This is a genomic window from Microvirga ossetica (assembly GCF_002741015.1).
GTDB classification, from domain to species: domain Bacteria; phylum Pseudomonadota; class Alphaproteobacteria; order Rhizobiales; family Beijerinckiaceae; genus Microvirga; species Microvirga ossetica.
The window spans coordinates 3,280,019-3,298,225 of sequence record NZ_CP016616.1; the positions used below are offsets into that span (position 1 = coordinate 3,280,019).

Below are 18,207 nucleotides of genomic sequence, written 5' to 3' on the forward strand. Positions count from 1 at the left end.
CCGGCACTTCTTGAGGGGAAACACCTGGAAAGCAACTGATTCGGTTGCGACATCGTAGCGCCGAAAGTGCGCCGCAGGTCCGATCAAGTTTTACATATGGAGTAACGTTTCATTATCCGGCGGTTCACCGTCAGAGTTGCCGCTCTGCGGCCTGCAACAGTCTGCCAGGTCAGCCTCGGGCAAGGTTGAAGGGTTAAATGCCTCTTTACCATACCTGCCTGGAGATCCCTGTGACGTCACCTGTCTATCTCTTCGATCTGACATCGCGACAGGCGCAGTGGCTTGCCGCCCGTCAGACCACGATCTCCGGGAACGTCGCCAATGCCAACACGCCCGGGTACCGGGCCAGGGACGTCGAGCCTTTCGCCGACGTTCTGGACAAGACCAAGCTGACCATGGCGGCGACCAATGGCGGCCATATCGGCTTCGAGCCATCTCACGCCGATTCCGCGAAGGTGAAGAAGTCCGAGAGCTGGGACACCGTCTATTCCAAGAACTCGGTCAGCCTCGAGCAGGAACTCATCAAGGCCGGCGAGGTGAACCGGCAGCATTCGCTGAACACGAGCATCGTCAAGTCATTCCACCGGATGCTGCTGTCGAGCGTGAGGACTTCGTGATGATCGATCCCCTGGTTGCATCCAGCAAATTGTCGAGTTCCGGCCTTGAGGCCCAGTCGGCGCGGCTTCGCGTGGTGTCCGAGAACATCGCAAACGCGCAATCGACGGGTCGCACGCCCGGATCCGACCCATACACCCGCAAAACGATCACCTTCCGATCCGAACTCGATCGCGCGCTCGGAGCAGCGTCCGTCGCAGTCAAGGATGTCGGGGAGGACGAGTCCGCTTTTCCCGTCGAGTACGATCCGGGAAATCCGGCTGCCGACGAAAACGGCATGGTCAAGAAGCCCAATGTCAACATGCTCGTCGAAATGGCCGACATGCGCGAAGCAAACCGCTCGTACCAGGCCAATCTTCAGATGATGAAACAGGCGAGAGCCATGATCTCTGCAACAATCGATCTCATGAGAGGCTGATATGGTCAGTGCAGTTTCCTCGATTTCCTCGATGATTGATCGCCCTGCGGCCGTCGCAGGCGTAAGCACCTTCGGCATCCAGCCGGGAGCCGGTGCGGTCTCGGGCGTCTCCCCGGCGAGCTTCGGCGACGTGATGGCCCAGGTCGCGACGAATGCGATCGATACGATGAAGGCAGGAGAGGCCGCGTCGATATCCGGCGTGCAGGGGAAGGCCTCGGTGCAGCAGGTGGTCGAAGCCGTCATGTCGGCAGAGCAGACTCTCCAGACGGCGATCGCGATCCGCGACAAGGTGGTTGCCGCCTACCAGGAAATTGCGCGGATGGCGATCTAAGGAGGATACGATGCGGGCGCTTGCGATTGCTGCAACAGGTATGAATGCACAGCAGCTGAATGTCGAAGTGATTGCCAACAACATCTCGAACGTCAACACCACTGCGTTCAAGGGAGCGCGCGCGGAGTTCACGGATCTGCTCTACCAGACCGAGCGTTCGCAGGCGGTTCCCAATCAGGCTGGGTCGAGCCCGGTTCCCGAAGGCGCCATGCTGGGCCTCGGCGTGCGCACGGCCGCAATCCGGAACCTGCACCGCCAGGGATCGCTGACGAACACGTCCAACCAGTTCGACCTCGCCCTGAACGGCCGGGGCTGGTTCCAGGTGAACGCTCCGAGCGGCGAGATCGTCTACACCCGCGCGGGCTCGTTCAACAAGAACGGCGACGGCCAGCTCGTGACGCTGGACGGCTACACCCTCAATCCGCCGATCATCGTTCCGCCGAACACGGTCGACGTGACGATCAACGAATCGGGCGAGATCTTCGCCAAGGTCGATGGGCAGGCTCAGCCGCAGAATCTCGGGCAGCTGACGCTGGCCAATTTCGCCAACGATGTCGGCCTGGAGCCGATCGGCAGCAACTATTATCGTGAGACCCTGGCATCGGGCGCTCCGGCGGTCGGAATTCCGTCGGATCCCGGCTACGGCAAGATCCATCAGGGCTATCTCGAGGCGTCCAACGTCGATCCGATCAAGGAGATCACGAACCTGATCTCGGCTCAGCGCGCCTTCGAGATGAACTCCAAGGTCATTCAGGCTGCCGACGACATGGCCGGAACGGTCTCGAAGGGCATCCGCTAAGGTCAGGTTATGATGAAGCCTCTTTCTCACATCGCTCTCACGGCCTTTGCTTTCGCATTGGCAACCGGCCAGGGCGCTCTGGCGGAGGAGCGCATTCTTCCGGTTCCTTCGGTCACCATCTATCCCGGCGACACGATCAACGAGTCGATGCTGAAGGACCGGACCTTCCCGGAGAACTACCGTTATCGCACCGCCGTGGTCGAATCGCCGCGGGTTCTTGCGGGCAAGATGGCGCGACGCACGCTCCTGCCCGGCGAGCCCATTCCGATGAGCGCCGTGGACGATCCGAAGCTCGTGACGCGCGGCACCCAGACTCAGATCGTCTTCGAGGAGGGCGGCCTGTCCATCATGGGAACCGGCATCCCTCTGCAATCCGGAACCTTGGGCGAAACGATCCAGGTCAAGAACGTGGATAGCGGCCGGATCATCACCGGCCGGGTTCAGTCCGACGGCCGGATCCGGATCGGAATCCAGTAATGCTCCGCATCGTCGCCTTCATTCTTCTGGCCATCTTCGCCTTCGAGGCTCAGGCTGCGACCCGCATCAAGGACGTGGCCTCGGTCCAGGGCGTTCGCGACAACCAGCTGATCGGTTACGGGCTCGTCATGGGTCTCCAGGGAACGGGCGATACGCTGCGCAATTCGCAGTTCACCGAGCAGTCCCTGCAATCGATGCTGGATCGCATGGGCGTCAACGTCCGCGATCTCAACCTGCGGACGCGCAATGTCGCGGCGGTGATCGTGACGGCCGACCTTCCTCCCTTCGTCGGAGCAGGATCGCGCATCGACGTGACCGTCACATCGATGGGCGATGCGACCTCCCTGAAGGGCGGCACCCTGATGCTCACTGCTCTGCAGGGCGGCGACGGGCAGGTCTATGCGGTCGCGCAGGGTGCGATTGCCGTGTCCGGATTCTCCGCACAGGGACAGGCCGAGACCCTCACGTCGGGCGTCGCGACCGCGGGACGGATCCCGAACGGAGCCCTCATCGAGCGCGAGGTTCAGGGAGGATTCAATGTCGCAGGTCCCATGGCCTTCGAGCTCAAGAATCCCGATTACAAGACGGCGACGCTGATCACGGATGCCATCAATCAATATACCCAGCAGCGGTTCGGCACCCGCGTTGCATCCCCGCGCGATTATCGGACCGTCGTCCTGCAGAAGCCGAAGAGTATTGCGGCGACGCGCTTCATCGCGGAACTCGGCGATCTCGAGATCAGGCCCGATACGCCAGCGAGGATCGTGGTCGATCAGCGGACCGGTACGGTGGTCATCGGAAGGAACGTCCAGATTTCGACGGTCGCGATCACGCATGGCGCCTTGACGATCCGCGTGACGGAAGCGCCGGAGGTCTCGCAGCCGGATCCGTTCTCCATGGGCCAGACCGTGGTCGTCCCGCGCACCCAGATTACGGCCACTGAGGAGCGCGTTCCTCTCGCGATCGTCAGGGGAGCCGATCTGCAGACCCTCGTGAAGGGCCTCAACCAGATGGGTCTCAAACCTTCCGATGTGATTGCCATTCTCCAGGCGGTGAAGACCGCGGGTGCGTTGCAGGCAGAACTGGTGATCCAATAAGGAGTGCCGTGATGATCAAGGCAATTCATAAAGCAGTGGCTTTTGCAGGCTTGGCTCTCGGGCTCGTGGCGCCGTGCACCGCTCTGGCTCAGAATGCGGATGCTGCTCTTAAGAACAACCAGTTCTGCGCCAACATTGCCGATGCCGCCGCGGATGCGCGCTTTTCTCTCCAGAAGCAGGCGCTTGCCGACATGGAGAGGGAAATCGAGAGCCGCATCAAGGTGCTGGAGGCCAAGCGCGCCGAATACGAGGAGTGGCTCCGGCGCCGCAATGAGGTTCTCGAGAAGGCGGACGAGACGGTGGTTTCGATCTATGCCCGCATGCGCCCGGATGCCGCTGCCCTCCAGCTGGCCAATATGGACGAGGAAATCGCGGCCGCCGTGATCGCCAGGCTGAATCCCAGGGTCGCGAGTGCGGTGCTGAACGAGATGGAGCCGGCACGGGCGGCTCAGCTGGCCAATGTCATCACCGACGCTCCCAAGCGGGACAAGAACGCTGTGAGGCAAAATTGAAAAACCTTATCGTCATTGCCGGCCTGTGCTTTCTTGCTGCCTGCGCAACGAGACCCGAGGATTTCGGGCGCGAGCCGGGCATGACGCCGGTCGGCTCTGGGATCGCGGTGGCGCGCGAGCCGCTCCCGCACCTGTTCAAGGGAGCGGGGCGAACCGCTCCGAACTCGACCTGGAGCAATGCCAGCGCCGACCTCTTCACCAGCCCGCGGGCGCGGCAGGTCGGCGACATCGTCACGGTCAACATCCAGATCGACGACAAGGCCGAGTTCGACAATGCGAGCGACAGATCGCGTCGTTCTTCGATCGGTGCGGGGCTGGATTATGCCTTTTCCTTCCAGGGCTGGAATGCGGACGGCACCGGCGATCTCGGCCTCGATTCCTCGTCGTCCTCGAAAGGACAGGGCACGATCGATCGCTCCGAGAAGCTGCGTCTCTCGGTGGCGGCGATCGTCAACGAGGTTCTGCCTAACGGAAACGTGGTGATCAGCGGCTCGCAGGAGGTCCGCGTGAACTTCGAGGTGCGCGTGCTCAACATCGCCGGCATCGTGCGGCCGCGCGACATCTCGCCAAAGAACACGATCAGCTACGACAAGATTGCCGAAGCGCGGGTGTCGTATGGCGGCCGTGGGCGTCTCATGGAGGTCCAGCAGCCGGCCTACGGGCAGCAGCTCTACGACATCGTGACGCCCTTCTAGCAAAAACCACAGGACGCGACTCCCATGGCCAAGGCTCTGGCGCTCCCACCGCCTTCCGACCGCGCGACGCCAAAAGAAGGATCGTTGCGATGGCTTCTGACGCTCGGCCTTCTGACGCTGCTCTCGGCCGCCATCGGCGGCGGGTTCGGCCTTGTCATGGTGTCGGGAATTCAGAAGCAGGTCGAAGAGAAGTACAAGGCCCTGCCGAAGAAGCCTGAAATTGTCAGTCCCTATACCGGGGACATCGCCATCAAGAAGCTCGCTCCCGTCGTGACCAATCTGACGGGCTCGGAGAGCGATTGGGTCAGGTTGGAAGCCTCGATCGTTTACAAGGCAAACGCGGAACAGAATCCCGACGTGATCGCCGCCGAGACGAGGCAGGATGTCCTCGCCTATATCCGCACGCTGTCGCTCGCCCAGATTCAGGGGCCGAGCGGATTGCTCCACCTGAGGGAAGATCTCAACGAGCGCGTCAGGCTGCGCTCGAAGGGAACTATTCAGGAACTGGTTCTCGAGACCCTGATCGTTCAGTAATTCGTATTGCGTTTGCGTACTGAGACCCACTTATCCGAAAGCAATTTGTTTCATGCCATTTCGCTTCATGACCGCAGGCGCGTTTCTGCTTCTGGCAACGAGCGCCGGTGCTCAGGTCCCGAGCCTCGAATCGCTCATTCCTGCCGGAGACGGGGCCGTCAGCGGACGAATCATCCAGCTTGTCGTTCTGCTGACCGTCCTGTCGCTGGCGCCGGGCCTCCTGATCATGGTGACCAGCTTCACCCGGTTCGTCGTCGCCTTCTCGTTCCTGCGCTCGGGTCTCGGTCTTCAGAGCACCCCCGCCAACATTTTCCTGATCAGCCTCTCGCTGTTCATGACGTTCTTCGTCATGGGGCCCACCTTCGACCGGGCGTGGAACGACGGCGTCAGGCCCTTGACGGAAAACCGGATCTCGGAGGCCGAGGCGTTCACCAAGACGACCGAGCCGTTCCGCGAGTTCATGCTGACCCATGTGCGGCCGAAGGATCTCCAGATGTTCAGCGATCTGGCCGCGGTCAACTATCCCAAGCCCAGCGAGGGAGAGAGGATCGACCTGAGGATCCTCATCCCGGCCTTCATGATCTCCGAGCTCCGGCGCGGCTTCGAGATCGGGTTCCTGATCGCGCTCCCGTTTCTCGTCATCGACATGATCGTCGCGACCCTGGTGATGTCGATGGGCATGATGATGATGCCCCCCACGGTCCTCGCCTTGCCGTTCAAGATCCTCTTCTTCGTCCTGATCGACGGTTGGAACATTCTCGTGAGCGGGCTGGTCCGGTCGTATTTCTGATCATCTGGCTCTTCTTTCTCAGCCGGCCACAATTTTTGACGGCCGTGGAACGACCAGCAACCTTCGCACAAGGTTGACGGCGCAGAACTGGTCTCGACAAGACACATAATATCGAGATTTCCTATGCCTGGTCGTCAACATGCCGAAAGACTATGGAGTAGTTTGATGCTGCTGGGCGCTCGGCGTCTGGCAGCCTTGGCGGCGATCGGTCTCGCGGTCTTCCTGTCGGTCGGCATCGGAGCCTATTACTTGAGCCGCCCGGCGCAGGAAACGCTCTATACGGGTCTCGATCGCGAGGATGTCGGCCGCATGGGCGCCGTCCTGAAGGATGCTGGCATCCCCTTCGATGTGAGCGCGGACGGAACGGCGCTCCTCGTCAGCTACGGCAATACGGCCCAGGCCCGGATGCTTCTTGCGGAGAAGGGCCTGCCGCACAGCACGAAATCCGGCTACGAGCTCTTCAACGATCTCGGTTCGCTCGGCCTGACCTCCTTCATGCAGGAGGTCACCAAGGTGCGGGCGCTGGAAGGCGAGCTCGCCCGGACGATCCAGGGCATGAAGGGCATCAAGGCCGCCCGTGTCCACATCGTCTTGCCGGATCGCGGTTCCTTCCGCCGCGAGCAGCAGCCGCCCTCCGCCTCCGTCGTTATCCGCACGGTTCCCGCAGACGACGCCTCGTCGGCCCAGGCGATCAGGCATCTCGTCGCCGCGGCGATCCCCGGGATGGCCGTCGACAAGGTCACCGTCATGAATACCGACGGCACCCTGCTGATGTCGGGCGACGATGCGGCGAACGCATCGACCGGCAAGATGGCCCGCCTCGAGAAGACCGTCGGCCTGGAGATCCAGGATAATGTCCGGCGCACGCTCATGCCCTATCTCGGAACGGGCAATTTCGAGGTCAGCGTTGCGGCGCGCCTGAGCACGGACAAGGTCAGTACTAACGAGACGATCTTCAATCCGGAATCGAAGGTGGAGCGGTCGACACGGACCATCAAGGAGACGGAAGTCTCTCAGAACCGCAGCGGCCAAAAGCCCACGACGGTCCAGCAGAACCTGCCGGACGAGACCGTTCGCGCCGAGTCGGGCGAGAGCGCCAGCGAGGACAATCAGCGCCGCGAGGAACTGACGAACTACGAAATTTCCTCGAAGACGATCCAGACGATCAGCGACGGCTACCAGATCAAGAATCTGTCGGTGGCCGTGCTGGTGAACAAGTCACGCATCGCCGCCCTGCTCGGGGAGAATGCGACGCCGGCGGACATGGATGCCAAGATTGCGGAGATCGAGCAGCTCGTGTCGTCTGTAACGGGCTTCAGCAAGCCCCGTGGCGACCAGATCAAGGTTGCGGCCGTGAGCTTCGTCGATGATGGCGGCATGCTCCAGCCGGTTGCCGGGCCGTCCATGGCCGAGATTCTCATGCGCCAGTTCGGAACGGTCGTGAATGCGCTCACCATTCTCGCCCTGTGCGCCATGATGATCTGGTTCGGATTGCGTCCCGCGGTCAGGATGCTCGTGGCACGCCATCAAGCCGATCTCGAGCTGCAGAGAGAGCAGGCTGCGGCGCTGGCTGCCGCTGAGGCCGAGGAGGCTCTCGAGCATAGTGGAGAGGCTGGGACTGCCCTGCAGCTCGCCGATGCGGAGGCCGGTCAGAATCTGATCGAGATGCCGCGGACACCGCAGCGCAAGCTGGAGCAGATCGTCGAGCTCAGCGAGGAGCAGGCCGCAGCAGTGCTCAAGCAGTGGCTCGGGCGGGAGGCTGCATAATGGCCGTGACGATCGCAAGCCTGCTGGCGGACTTCTCGCCGAAGTCGGGCGGCGAAGCGCTCGGTATCGGACTTCTGAGAGCTGCCAGGGCCGCGCCTGAGCCGATGCCGGAGCCTGTTCAGCTGGTGGTCGACCGGCAGGCCGAGTTGCTGAAGGCCGTCGAAGCGAAGGCACGCGCCGAGGAACGGGAGGGCGCTCGTCTCGCCCTTGAGGAGGCAGTGGCAGCGGAGAGAGCACGCTACGAGCAGGAGATGCAGGCCGAGCGCGCGGCGTGGATCGACCAGCAGGCGCTGCAGATCACGACTCAGCTCCTGGAAGGCCTGGGGCGCATCGAAGCATTCCTGTCCGAACGGGTCGCAAGCATCCTCAGACCCTTCGTATCGGACGCGATGCGCCAGAAGACACTCGAAGAGCTCGAGGAGACTCTTGCGACGATCCTGTCGGGAGGTGAGGCGAAGCTTCTCAAGATCACAGGCCCTGAGGATCTGCTGCTGTCGATGAAAGACCGAATGGGGTCCCACGGGGACGCAATCGAATTTAGTCCGGGCGAGCACGTCGAGGTCAGCGTCGTCGCCCGTGACACAACTCTTCGGACGCAGTTTGACGCGTGGTCAAGCCGGCTGAAGCAGGCCCTGGAAGGCTGACAGGTCATGGCTAGTGCGGAAAAGCAGGAAATCGTCATCGTCCGCCGAAGCGGCGATGGCGAGGATGTCGTCAAGGGTGGCGCATGGAAGATCGCTCATGCGGACTTCATGACGGCCATGATGGCATTCTTTCTCGTGATGTGGCTGATCAGTCTGACCGACGAAGAGACGCGAAGCGGCGTCGCCAACTATTTCAACCCCGTCCAGCTCGCGGAATCGACGCCGAACAAGAAGGGGCTCGACGACCCGCAGAACGTGCCGCCCGACAACGAGACGGACAACACCAAGGACGGCAAGGAAAAAGGAAGCGGCGAGGGGACCGGCGGCAAGTCCCACCAGTTGCGCAAGCCCCGGTTCAAGGAAGGCGCTCTCTTCCAGGATCCCTATGCGGTGCTCGCGCGCATTGCCGACGAGGTCGAAGCCACCCCGCACGACACGCTCGGGGCCGACGTCACGCCCGGCGAAAGCGACATGCCGGGTCTCAAGGCCGGTGAAGCGTTCAGAGACCCGTTCGATCCTCTCTACTGGCAGGTCGCTCCCATCGATGAGCTGAAGACGGAGACGCCCGCAAAGCCGGGAACCGCCGCTCCCGCACCGTCGAAGGCGGTGATGGATGCCGTGGCGGCCTTGAAGGCGCCGACCGGTAAACAGGATTCGAAGGCCGCCGCTGCTCGGCCTGGACAGCCAGCGCCGAATGACACACCGGCGGATGGCGGCTCTCAATCCGCTGCATCGGATGCGAGCGCAGTAACGGATGCGGATCGGAAGGCCGCCGAGCTGAAGAGTGAGATCCTCAAAGCCGTCCAGGCATCGAAAGATGTCTCGCCGCAGCCTCATGTCGAGGTGCGGCGCACGGGAGCCGGAACGCTCATCAGCCTCACGGACGACTTCGATTTCACCATGTTCGCCGTCGGGTCGGCAGAGCCTCATGCGAAGGTTGTGCGCGCGATGGCGGAAATCGCCAAGATCCTTCAGTCCCGTCCGGGCAAGATCGTGATCAGGGGCCATACGGATGCGCGGCCCTTCAAATCGGCAAACTACGACAACTGGCGCTTGTCTCATGCGAGGGCGCAGATGGCCCTGTACATGCTAGTGCGGGGCGGCTTGAACGAGAGCCGGATCGTGCGCGTCGAAGGGCATGCCGACAGGGAGCCGAAGATCCCAAGCGATCCGAAAGCGGATCAGAATCGTCGGGTTGAGATCCTTCTGCAGGAGTGATCGCGGTGAAAGGTCTATCTCGGGCGATTCTCCTAGCCTCGCTGATGGTTTCGTCCATCCCGGCGGCGGCTGAGACGGAGCAGCCATCCACCGGGGAACAGCCGGTCGAACAGGATGTTCACGTCGCGAGCACTCCCGTCCCGGTTCAGCTGGTGCGGACATTGCAACTGATGCAGGATCAGATTGCCCTGGGATCCACGGAAGCACATCTCGGGCAGCGCGGTCTTCTCGGGATTCTCGATGACCGGTTCATGAACCTGCCGCCCGAGACCTGGCACAGCAGCAGGAATGTCCGCGCTGCGGTCTCGCTGGTCCTCAGCGGAGGCAAGCCGGATATTCTGAGAAAGCTCCTGGAGCAGGGCTCATCGGTGGTGTCGGAGACCGACCGTCCCTTGATCGAGGGAGCCCTTGCCTATGTGGAGGGGCGGGAGGAGGCGGCGCAGAACGTTCTGGCCGCTTTGGACCCCCGTGTGCTTCCTCCCACGCTCGGTGCGCAGCTGGCGCTGGTTCAGTCGGCGCTGGTCGTGCGCAAGAGCGCGGCGAAGTCCGACGAGCTGCTCGATTTCGTGCGGCTGCAGGCGCCGGGAACACTTCTCGAGGAGGCGGCGCTTCGAAGGCAGGTCTTCGTCGCGAGCCAGACCAACGATATCGGGAAGTTCCAGTCTCTGGCGACCGATTATCTGCGGCGTTACAGGCATTCCATCTATGCAGGCAACTTCCGGCAGCGCCTGGCTTCGGCTCTGACGCGGATCGATTTCGGAAAGGAATCGGCGCGCTTCGACGGCATCGTGGCGATGATGTCCGAGCTTGAGCCGGAAGCGCGGCGCGAGCTCTATCTCCTAGCCGCCCGCGCCTCGATCGAGCAGGGATTGACCACATCGGCCCGGATGATGGCGGACAAGGCCCAGGAGCTCGCCGGACAGGACAAGCCGAGTGCCGCGAGAGCAAAGCTCTATCAGGCCGCGTCTGCGATTACCTCACCGGAGGGCATCAACGGCGCGGTCGGGGATCTGCGCAGCCTCGACCGGTCCGTTCTCGCGGCGAGCGATCTGACCCTTCTGGATTCGGCCCTCGCGATGGCAAGCCAGATCCGCACCCTGCCGGGGATGGTGGCCGATCAGGCCAAAGAGGCAAAGCCCGTCGTGACGAAAGTGGCAGAAAGCCAGCCGACGCAAGGACTGGAACAGCTTCAATCGCTATCCAGGGCTCGTGACGCTCTCAGCCGCGTCGACCAACTGATCAAGAAATAGGCTTGAAGAAGCATGAGCCGACTCGACATTCTGCCGCAAGCTGCACCGAGATTTGTTGACACTCCATCCGCTCGTGGCTCTTCGGCCACGCCGGATGGACAGGGGAGCAGCGGCAATTCCGCGGCGCAGGGCTTCGACGCCTTGCTCGAGGGCCTGTCGGGAAATCTTCAAAAGGACGGCAACGCATCCGCTTCGGACGTTTCCACTCTCGCGGGCGATGAAGCGGATCGCGCGACTGGCGAGCCGGCGCCGGATGACAGCGATTCGCTGCAGGCGCTGCTTTCGAACGCGCTGACGGACAACGGCTTCGGCGATGCGACAGGTTTCCAGGCGTCCGGCGCCGCCCTTGCCACGCTCGAAGCGCTTCTGCCCCGCATCCTCGAGCAGGCGAGCAACGGCGAGCGAGTCGGTGACAGGCAATCGGGTTCGTCGTCAGGCGTGCCCAATCTGCTTCTACTGCAGCAGGGCAGCGAGGAGATCGATCTGGCGAACCCGGGATTGGGAGCAAGGCTTCCGATCGATGTCCAGAAACAGGAAACTCATTTCAGGCCCATCGTGGAGGGGTTCGATCTCGCGTCCTCGAATCCGGAAGCCGTTGACCCAAGCGAGCCCGGTCCGGTGGTAAATGACGTGCTGACCCGGGCGCTCAAAGCGGCGGGATCGGGCGGTCTGCAGCAGAGCGATCGCACGTTGCCGACCCAAGCGGCGCCGGCCGAGGCGGTCGACAGCGCGTCGGCGCAGACGGCCGACGAGCGCGAGGGCATCAATAGGATTTCGCCCGGCACACGCAACGACCGCTCTGACGTGCAAGGGCCTTCGCCGGCAGGCGGGACGAAGGCGGAGGGCACGTCTTTGCCTCCTGCAACCCTTCAGCAGATTGCCGGGACGATCATTGACGATGCCGAGAGCCTGTCGGGGTCGCAACCTACATCCTTGCCGGGTGACGGTTCGAACCGCGTCGCCACGGCGAAAGCCTCCGCCGGTGCGCTCAGGGTCCTTCACCTTCAGCTGAAGCCGGCTGAACTCGGCCTCGTGACGATCAAGATGCGGCTTGCCGGCGACGGCCTCGAGATGGAACTTCAGACAGAAAGCGAGGAGACGGCCGAACTCCTCAGAAACGACGCAGAGAAGCTGTCGAGCCTTCTGCGGGTCTCCGGGTACCGCCCGGACGCGATCACCATTCACTCCACCGAAGCCGCTGCACATGATCGTTCCTCCTTCCAGCGTCCCCAACAGGGATCCCAATCGCAAGGTCAATCCTTCGAGCAGGGCGCAGCATCCGGGCAGGGCGACTCGTCCCGTCACCGGCAGGGCCAGCAGGAGCGTGGCGGTCCGGATGTCCGCAAAGGCTCGGACCAAGCTCAAACCCCTGGCAGTAGCGGCTCTGGCGGGGTCTATCTTTAGTGTCCAGCCCGCCGCTGCCCAATCCCAGACGGGCTTGTGCGAGCGGGAAATGATCCGCGCCTCAGCGAAATACGGCGTGCCGCTAGGAATGCTCTATTCCGTCGGGCTCACCGAAACCGGCCGAAGGGGCAGTCTGCAGCCCTATGCGATGAACATCGAAGGACGAGCCGTGTTCGCCAACAGCGCGGCCGAGGCGGTCCAGCATTTCGAAGCAGCGAGCCGGTCCGGCGCGAGGCTGATCGATCTCGGCTGCATGCAGATCAATCATCTCTATCACCGCGAGAACTTTCCGTCCCTGGAAGGCATGCTCAATCCGCGCACCAATGTGGAATATGCCGCCCGCTTCCTGCGGGAGCTCAAGACCCGTCACGACACCTGGACCATGGCGGTTGCCCGCTATCACGCCGGCCCGAACAACGATCCGGCGCAGAAGCATTATGTTTGCCGCGTGATCGCCAACATGGTCGCAACCGGGTTCGGGCAGTGGACGCCTGCGGCGCGCGTCTTCTGCGCCGACGCTCCAGGCCTGAGCAAGGGACAGACGGCGTCGTCGGACGGCTGATGCTCCGCCGGCGGCGCATACCGCGTCCTATCGTGTCATTTCGATAGCGGCGCTTGAGTTGCTCAGCGTTCCGACAAGCGACGCTTCGGCGCCGGACAGGCGGGCTACCGGCTGCCCGCGCGAGAAGAGAACGACCTGATCGTCGCGGAAGCTCCATCCATTCACGGCTCGCATGGCGTCCTGAGAGCACCCTTGCGTCGAAGCCTTGTAGAGGTCCAACGAGGGAACGCTCGAGAGCTGGACCTTGCAGCTCGATGATCCGACGGTAGCTTTCCAGGATCCTGCATAGGAGGAGGCGCGCTTGGGATTCGCAAAGACGCCGGGCGGACTTGCCTGGATCGGCGCGGCCGCCTGGCTACCCGCGGGCAGCGACGAAAGCGCGGAGATCCCAGGCGGGTCGAGGACAGGATCGGCTGGAGCTTTGTCGCCGAAGCCCGGAGCCGGAAGCATATCGACCTCCGCGAATACCTCATAGCGCCGCGTTCGGGCCGCAGGAGCGTCGATTACGGGAACATCCGGATAGACGGCCACAGACCCGTCGACGGCATCCTGCGCCGTGACAATGACCGGCCGGCCCCAGGGAGCCGAGTATTCCGGATAGCTTCTGCGAACATGCACCGGCCCCCACGGACCCTGGCTGTAAAGCATGTCCGTCGAATTGCAGGCCGAGACCGTGCCTGACAATCCGAGCAGAATCGCGATGACTGGTTTTTTTCGCTGCATGATCTTGGCTTCAGGCGGCCCGCGCTCAGTGCCGAACGGTCTCGCCGAGGCAATAGGAAGACATGAACCGCAGCGGCAGTGGCCTCAAGCGGGCGGAGGAGAGAATGCGTGCGAAGGCCGAAGGATCGAACTCGGATCCATCGAGACCGTCGTCGAGGATGATCTTGTTGATCGTCACCCCGATGTCGCGGTTGCCGAATATCAGCTGGAAGAGCACCGTGACGGCGCCATGGACGAACTCCATGTCGAAGACGATGGACGAATCATCCCGATCGGTGTCGGCACTGGCGGCATAGCCGTAGGACAGGGTCTCGCCCTTGAAGAAGAGCTCTGCCGAGGACATCATGATGTCGTCCATGTTGCCGTGCAGTCGATTGTCGGCGTAGAACCTGATGATATCCGCATCGGTCAGGCAGAAATCGGCGATCACATCCTTGATGTTGCATGCCAGGACTTCCTCGAAGGCTTGCATTTCCCAATGTTCTCTCACCGGGGATGCCGTATCGACGCTGCGCAGGCTTCTCATTTCGACCTCGTGAGGATGTAGAACAGGATCTGGGCGACCGCTTTGTAGAAGTCGGGAGGAATCATTCGATCGATTTCCACATGGTCATACATGGACCTTGCCAGAGGCTTGTCCTCGATCACCGGAACGCCGCTCGCTTCGGCGATCTCGCGGATCTTGAGCGCGATGAGGTCCTTGCCCTTGGCCACGACGATTGGTGCGTTCGCCTCGCTGCGCTCATAGCGTAGGGCGATGGCAAAATGGGTTGGATTGGCGATCACGAAGGTCGCCTTCGGAACCGCGGCAAGCATGCGCTTGCGGCTGCGATCCTGAGCCAGCGAGCGCATGCGCGCCTTGACCATCGGGTCGCCTTCCATCTGCTTGTATTCTTCCTTGACTTCCTGCTTCGTCATCTTCAGGTCGCTCTGCCATTTGAAGCGCGCCCACAGGAGGTCGGCTGCTACGAGAACGATCGTGGCGATCGCGATGGCGGATACAAGGCGCATCGCCATGGTCAACATCAGCTCCGGCAGGAGAGAGGGATCACTGAACATGGCATTCAAGACCTTATATTGCTCCGACTTCAGGAGCAGAAGACTGACGAGAGACACCGTCCCAAACTTGAACAGCGACTTTAGGAACTCCACCAAACCCTGGCGGCCGAAGATCCGCTTCCAACCGCCCGCCGGCGATATCCGGTTCCATTGAGGTCTGATCCGCTCCGTGACGATGGACGGCACGTTCTGCAGGATCGAGGCCGCGAGGCTGCAGCCGGCCAGGATCACGATCGTGGGGATGAGAAGCTGGCCGACCTCGAGCGCCACCGCGTGGATCAGGGCCACGGCATCCGATCCGCTTTCCAGGCGAAAATCTTCCGGGCGATTGACGAACAGCGACAGCTTCTCCGTCAACGACTTCGTCGTGCTGCGAGCCGCGAAGGCGAGGACGAGGAGGATGCCGAGAAGGGAAGCGAACATCGGCGCTTCTCTCGAGAAGGGGATGTTCCCCTTCTCGATGGCGTCGCGAACCTTCTTGTCGGACGGCGCTTCTGTCTTGCTGTCCTTGTCGTCGGTATCAGACATCGGCCAAGCTTCGCTCGCTAGCGCATCGTGCGGGCAAGTGGATCCGGATTTTCGCCCTCAACGATGCGCCGGCCAGGAGAAGGAGCATCGGAGCTGACCCCAAAAGTGGGTCCGTTCTTAGGTCCGATGCTCTAGAAGTAGGCCTCATCCTCAGCCTCTGAATTGATGACGATCTCTCCCCTGCCGGCCATCTCGAGCGCCAAGTCGGTGATCGTCCGCCTTGCTTCCGCGATATCGCGGTGCGCGGATGGTTCCTTGCTGTTCAGCTCGTGCTCGATCATGCGGCGCACACGCGACGACAGAGCGGAGAGAACGACCTTTCGGAACTCCTCGTTCGTCCCCTTGAGGGCAAGGACGACACGATCCGGCGGAACCTGATCGAAGAGGGTGGTGCGGTCCCGGGGCGTGAGCTTCACGATATCGTCGAAGGTGAAGAGCAGGCCTCGGAGGATTTCGGCCGATTTCGGCCGCACGGCGGAGAGGCTGCTCAGAACATCCTCCATGTGATCGCGCTCCATCTTGTTGATGATGTCGGCGATTTTCGCGTGCGTGTCCGCGCCTGCATTCTTGGAGAAGTTTGCCATGAAGTCGTCGTGCAAGGTCTTCTCGATACTCTTCATCGTCTCGTCGACGATGGGCTTCATGCTGAGCATGCGACGCATGAGATTGTTGCGCAGCGGCTGCGGCAGCTGCGTCATGATCTTGGCCGCACAGGAGGGCTTCACCCTGGACAGGATGAGCGCCGCCGTCTGCGGATGCTCCTTCATCAGGTAGGAGGCGATGGCGCTCTCGGAGACGGTGGAAATCCGCTCCCAGATGCTCCGGTTGGCGTTGCCGACGACCTCGCTCATGATGTTGGAGATCTGTTCCGGGCTCAAGATTCCCGTCAGCAGCTTCTCGATATGCGCCGCGCCGCCGATCAGATCGGCGCCGTCGGAGAAGTTCGAGGCGAATTCCTCCACCAGCTGCTCGATCTGGCTGGGCGAGACGGGACCCAGCTGAGCCGCAGATTTGGTGACGAGACGGATTTCCTCCTCGGAGAAATGCCTGAGGATCTTGCTGGCAGCAGGCTTCCCCATGGCGAAGAGGAGCGTGGCGACACGCTCGGGTCCTTTAAGGACCTTGGTGCCGCTTGCTTTCATTGGAACATGCGCGACCATGCCGGGGAGCCAATCAGCTGTTCATATCATTCGTCGGAGGACCGACGATCTCGGTCAGCGAAATGCCGAAGCGCGAGTTGTCGTCCTCGACCACGACGACTTCTCCCCGTGCGATGATGCGTCCGTTCACGACCACGTCGACGGGCTCGCCGACTCTGTGATCGAGGGGAACGATCGCGCCGCGTCCCAGCTTCATCAGGTTGGCAACCGGCATGGTTGCAGAACCCAGGACGACCTGGATCGTCACGGGAATTCGCAGGATGGAATCCAGATTTCGTCGGCCGCCCAGCTTATCGTCTTGGTTGGACGGACCGTCGGTGCCTTTTCCGAAGGCGCTGTCCTGCCAGGTCGCCTTGTCTTGGGATTTGGTTTCGAAGGGATTTGTCATGGGAAACTACCTTACGAACGGACGGTGCCGGAACGGGAGTGGATCTGGTCGCGTGCTTCTTGAGTCAGGGCCTCAAGCTGCCGCGTGATGGCCTGGGCTTCCTCGATGCGCTGCGCCAACGCCGCGAGAGTTTCCTTCCCCTCGGTGCCGAAGCTCACAACCGCCTTCTGAGCCGCTGTCAGCGCCGTTCCAGTCTTATCGAAGATCTGCTGATACTCGGCATGATACCGGTCGAGCTTCCGGAGCTTCACGTACATCACGGCGACCATGATGCTGGTCGTCACGAGGGCAAGGAAGAGAATCGTGTTAGCGAGGGAGGACATCATCGAGAAACTCTTTTTCCTGGTCGATGTGCTCGTCGACCTTGAGCACGTAGGATCCTTCGGATTGCCCGATATGACACCAGAACAGGCCCTGGTGACTGCCTTCGAGCTTGACCCTGCTGCGCGGCGTTGCCTGCAATTCGATCACGTCGCCAACTTTCAGATCGGCGATCTCGCCGAGGGAGAGGAAGCGCTCTTCAAGAACGGCTTTCAGCGTGACCTCGGTCTTCCTCACTTCCGTCGCGATCTGCTTCATCCAGCGCGGATCGCGGCCGGACGATTCGCCGGTGACCACATGGGAGAGGGCTTTGCGCATTGGGTTCAGGACCGATTGCGGGATGATGACGAACATTTCGCCGCCGCGGTTGAGCGCCTGGAGAAGAAACTTCGCCGCGACCGCCTGGTTGTTCCGCCGGCCAATGATGGCGAAGTCCATGCGGGTCTCAATGCGCTCGAGCTTGAACTTCGTGTCGGCGATCAGCGAGAAGGAGGCTTGAAGCGCCTTCGCCACCTGCTCGAAGAGCGTCTGGGCCATCCTCAGCTCGATATTCGAGAAGCCGCGCGCTTCCTCGATGGGGGGTTCCGATCCGTCCGAGCCGAACAGGACCTCCACCATGGTGTAGATGAAGTCGCGGTCGAAGCCGATCAGGATATGGCTGTCCCATTCGGGAGCATGGAAGATGCCTGCGACCGCATTGGCCTCGTACATCTCCAGGATCTCGGTGATGCGCCCGCTCTCGATCCCGCTTAGCGAGTAGTACATGGGCGAGGCCGCCATGTGGCGCAGATGTTCGGCGCAGCTCGTCGACATACGGTCGAAGATCACATGCAGCATCGGCAGGCGGTCAACGGACAGGCCGGCCGCATCTAGAAGCATGTCGCGGATATCGGTGGCGCTATGGGCTGCACTCAT

General features: G+C 62.0%; 23 protein-coding genes. 16 read left to right on the top strand and 7 right to left on the bottom strand.

What is annotated here, in order from left to right; all coding sequences use genetic code 11:
- Positions 1–230 precede the first annotated feature (230 nt).
- The 16 genes from flgB (at position 231) to BB934_RS15590 (ending at position 13,113) form a co-directional block, all read left to right on the top strand.
- Positions 231–617 carry a flagellar basal body rod protein FlgB gene (gene flgB, locus BB934_RS15515; protein WP_237049980.1) on the top strand — a complete coding sequence of 129 codons (387 nt, stop codon included), beginning with the start codon at positions 231–233 and terminating at the stop codon, positions 615–617.
- The gene (gene flgC / locus BB934_RS15520) at positions 617–1,033 is read left to right on the top strand and encodes a flagellar basal body rod protein FlgC (RefSeq protein WP_099510436.1); all 417 of its coding nucleotides are present in this window, start codon (positions 617–619) and stop codon (positions 1,031–1,033) included. The genes flgB and flgC overlap by 1 nt, the downstream gene beginning before the upstream one ends.
- 1 nt (position 1,034) lies before the next feature.
- The gene (gene fliE / locus BB934_RS15525; protein WP_099510437.1) at positions 1,035–1,364 is read left to right on the top strand and encodes a flagellar hook-basal body complex protein FliE; all 330 of its coding nucleotides are present in this window, start codon (positions 1,035–1,037) and stop codon (positions 1,362–1,364) included.
- A gap of 10 nt (positions 1,365–1,374) precedes the next feature.
- Positions 1,375–2,163, top strand: a complete 789-nt coding sequence (gene flgG / locus BB934_RS15530; protein ID WP_099510438.1) for a flagellar basal-body rod protein FlgG — start codon at positions 1,375–1,377, stop codon at positions 2,161–2,163.
- A gap of 9 nt (positions 2,164–2,172) precedes the next feature.
- Entirely contained in the window at positions 2,173–2,640 is a 468-nt protein-coding gene (flgA, locus tag BB934_RS15535) for a flagellar basal body P-ring formation chaperone FlgA (protein WP_237049981.1), read from the top strand.
- Entirely contained in the window at positions 2,640–3,737 is a 1,098-nt protein-coding gene (gene flgI / locus BB934_RS15540) for a flagellar basal body P-ring protein FlgI (protein WP_099510439.1), read from the top strand. The genes flgA and flgI overlap by 1 nt, the downstream gene beginning before the upstream one ends.
- A gap of 11 nt (positions 3,738–3,748) precedes the next feature.
- On the top strand, positions 3,749–4,249 hold the full coding sequence (locus BB934_RS15545; RefSeq protein ID WP_175608885.1) for a MotE family protein: 501 nt from the start codon (positions 3,749–3,751) through the stop codon (positions 4,247–4,249).
- Positions 4,246–4,944, top strand: coding sequence for a flagellar basal body L-ring protein FlgH (flgH, locus tag BB934_RS15550; RefSeq protein WP_099510440.1), 699 nt, complete (start codon positions 4,246–4,248; stop codon positions 4,942–4,944). Before BB934_RS15545 ends, flgH begins: the two co-directional genes overlap by 4 nt.
- A gap of 24 nt (positions 4,945–4,968) precedes the next feature.
- Positions 4,969–5,478 (top strand): flagellar basal body-associated FliL family protein, encoded by a 510-nt coding sequence (locus BB934_RS15555; RefSeq protein ID WP_099510441.1) that lies wholly within the window; start codon positions 4,969–4,971, stop codon positions 5,476–5,478.
- A 52-nt stretch (positions 5,479–5,530) separates the two neighbouring features.
- Positions 5,531–6,268 carry a flagellar type III secretion system pore protein FliP gene (fliP, locus tag BB934_RS15560; RefSeq protein ID WP_099510442.1) on the top strand — a complete coding sequence of 246 codons (738 nt, stop codon included), beginning with the start codon at positions 5,531–5,533 and terminating at the stop codon, positions 6,266–6,268.
- A 123-nt stretch (positions 6,269–6,391) separates the two neighbouring features.
- Positions 6,392–8,035 (top strand): flagellar basal-body MS-ring/collar protein FliF, encoded by a 1,644-nt coding sequence (fliF, locus tag BB934_RS15565; RefSeq protein WP_099510443.1) that lies wholly within the window; start codon positions 6,392–6,394, stop codon positions 8,033–8,035.
- Positions 8,035–8,679, top strand: a complete 645-nt coding sequence (locus tag BB934_RS15570; RefSeq protein ID WP_099510444.1) for a hypothetical protein — start codon at positions 8,035–8,037, stop codon at positions 8,677–8,679. The genes fliF and BB934_RS15570 overlap by 1 nt, the downstream gene beginning before the upstream one ends.
- 6 nt (positions 8,680–8,685) lie before the next feature.
- Positions 8,686–9,897: a MotB family protein gene (locus tag BB934_RS15575; protein WP_099510445.1), complete on the top strand. Its 1,212-nt coding sequence runs from the start codon at positions 8,686–8,688 to the stop codon at positions 9,895–9,897.
- A gap of 5 nt (positions 9,898–9,902) precedes the next feature.
- Entirely contained in the window at positions 9,903–11,147 is a 1,245-nt protein-coding gene (locus tag BB934_RS15580) for a chemotaxis protein MotC (RefSeq protein ID WP_157934186.1), read from the top strand.
- 12 nt (positions 11,148–11,159) lie between these two features.
- Positions 11,160–12,551 carry a flagellar hook-length control protein FliK gene (fliK, locus tag BB934_RS15585; protein ID WP_099510447.1) on the top strand — a complete coding sequence of 464 codons (1,392 nt, stop codon included), beginning with the start codon at positions 11,160–11,162 and terminating at the stop codon, positions 12,549–12,551.
- Positions 12,552–12,603: 52 nt separating this feature from the next.
- Positions 12,604–13,113 (top strand): transglycosylase SLT domain-containing protein, encoded by a 510-nt coding sequence (locus tag BB934_RS15590; protein ID WP_418294757.1) that lies wholly within the window; start codon positions 12,604–12,606, stop codon positions 13,111–13,113.
- A 27-nt stretch (positions 13,114–13,140) separates the two neighbouring features.
- On the opposite strand, the gene BB934_RS15595 is transcribed toward BB934_RS15590, so the two are convergent.
- The 7 genes from BB934_RS15595 to BB934_RS15625 form a co-directional block, all read right to left on the bottom strand.
- Positions 13,141–13,836 (bottom strand): AprI/Inh family metalloprotease inhibitor, encoded by a 696-nt coding sequence (locus BB934_RS15595; RefSeq protein WP_099510449.1) that lies wholly within the window; start codon positions 13,834–13,836, stop codon positions 13,141–13,143.
- A gap of 25 nt (positions 13,837–13,861) precedes the next feature.
- A complete protein-coding gene (locus BB934_RS15600) occupies positions 13,862–14,362 on the bottom strand; it encodes a hypothetical protein (RefSeq protein WP_099510450.1) in 501 nt (166 codons plus the stop codon).
- Positions 14,359–15,423: a flagellar biosynthesis protein FlhB gene (flhB, locus tag BB934_RS15605; RefSeq protein ID WP_099510451.1), complete on the bottom strand. Its 1,065-nt coding sequence runs from the start codon at positions 15,421–15,423 to the stop codon at positions 14,359–14,361. Before flhB ends, BB934_RS15600 begins: the two co-directional genes overlap by 4 nt.
- A gap of 131 nt (positions 15,424–15,554) precedes the next feature.
- Entirely contained in the window at positions 15,555–16,565 is a 1,011-nt protein-coding gene (locus BB934_RS15610) for a flagellar motor switch protein FliG (RefSeq protein WP_099512903.1), read from the bottom strand.
- Between the two features lie 31 nt (positions 16,566–16,596).
- Complete coding sequence (gene fliN / locus BB934_RS15615) at positions 16,597–16,872, bottom strand: flagellar motor switch protein FliN (RefSeq protein ID WP_335645626.1); 276 nt, start codon at positions 16,870–16,872, stop codon at positions 16,597–16,599.
- A gap of 110 nt (positions 16,873–16,982) precedes the next feature.
- Positions 16,983–17,297: a hypothetical protein gene (locus BB934_RS15620; RefSeq protein ID WP_237049982.1), complete on the bottom strand. Its 315-nt coding sequence runs from the start codon at positions 17,295–17,297 to the stop codon at positions 16,983–16,985.
- Entirely contained in the window at positions 17,278–18,207 is a 930-nt protein-coding gene (locus BB934_RS15625) for a flagellar motor switch protein FliM (protein ID WP_099510453.1), read from the bottom strand. Before BB934_RS15625 ends, BB934_RS15620 begins: the two co-directional genes overlap by 20 nt.